Source organism: Secundilactobacillus malefermentans DSM 5705 = KCTC 3548 (assembly GCF_001436395.1).
GTDB lineage: Bacteria > Bacillota > Bacilli > Lactobacillales > Lactobacillaceae > Secundilactobacillus > Secundilactobacillus malefermentans.
The window spans coordinates 1-1,156 of record NZ_AZGJ01000121.1; the positions used below are offsets into that span (position 1 = coordinate 1).

Annotated in this window: 1 protein-coding gene and 1 pseudogene; one reads left to right on the forward strand and one right to left on the reverse strand. The window is 41.3% G+C overall.

The genetic code is table 11. The features are described 5' to 3' along the window. Positions 1-21 precede the first annotated feature (21 nt). Positions 22-237 (reverse strand): annotated as a pseudogene (locus FD44_RS10460) (type IA DNA topoisomerase); the annotation flags it as partial. A gap of 188 nt (positions 238-425) precedes the next feature. Here FD44_RS10460 and FD44_RS10055 point away from each other — a divergent pair. Next, positions 426-1,156 (forward strand): IS30 family transposase (locus FD44_RS10055; RefSeq protein ID WP_056973937.1); only part of this gene is annotated, 731 nt, incomplete at its 3' end.

Sequence of the window (1,156 nt, forward strand, 5' to 3'; positions counted from 1 at the left end):
TTTATTTTATTGACAGGGGACCAGTTGGGGACTAGCACGTTTTTTAGCCTGGTTTTGAACGCCCTTGATTAAACCAGCCTGTGATCCTTTCTGAACATGTTTAGCTTGCATGAATGTTATTAGCCCTGCTTCATCTTTAAATCGCTGATAGGGGTCTAATTTTGCGACGAATTTTTGCTGATTAGCTACAATTTCCGCATTTAGTTCAAAATAGGGTTCCGGCTTAAAGTTTTTGATTGCCTGGTCTCTTTAATAGACCATACACAAGGCTGGCAGCTATACGTAACTAATCGAGCACGCTCTACGTACCAAATTTTTCTCAATGGTAAATTCTATAATTAATCCGAACAAAAATTAAAAAAAGCCCAAAGCAATCTCTTACAATGGTAGTAGCTAATTCCAACCAACTATAAGGAGCGATTACTTTGGGTATCTCTACTTTATCACGTTTTCAACGTGGCGCGCTAGCACAACTAGTCAGTGAAGGTCATCATACTTACCAAGATATGGCTGACGCTTTAGGCGTTGCCAAATCTACCATTCACTATGAATTGAACCGGGTTAAACCTTATGACCCTGAATTGGCCCAACAAGATGCTGACCGCAAAAGACGGGCTTGCGGTCGCCATTCGATTCTAACATCATCATTAGTGACTTTAATTACCAATCACTTGCGATTAACCTGGTCACCAGAAGCGGTCGCGACTGCTTTTAACTTGGGTACCGCTTCAATTTATAATTGGCTTAATCGTGGCTGGTTACCTTTCGAATTAGCTGATCTACCTAATCGAAATATCCGACAGTGTCGAGTTAATGAACACCGTGGCACATTTACAAGTGGGACTTCGATTGAACAACGACCAACAATTGTTAATCAGCGGTTAGCTTTTGGTCATTGGGAAGTAGATACAGTGCTTTCTGGCCGGAAAGCGTCACGAGCATGCCTGGTCACTTTTGTAGAACGTAAGACGCGACTTCTATGGGCCATAAAAGCCCCTAACCGAACTGCCAAGGCCTTAAATAGCGCCTTTGAAAAGTTTATGGGAACCTTTGGTTCCCAAGTGAAATCTATAACTGTTGATCATGGTAAAGAGTTTGCCGATTATCAATCCATAGAACAAGACTATCAAATTAAAGTTTATTTTTGCCATCCATA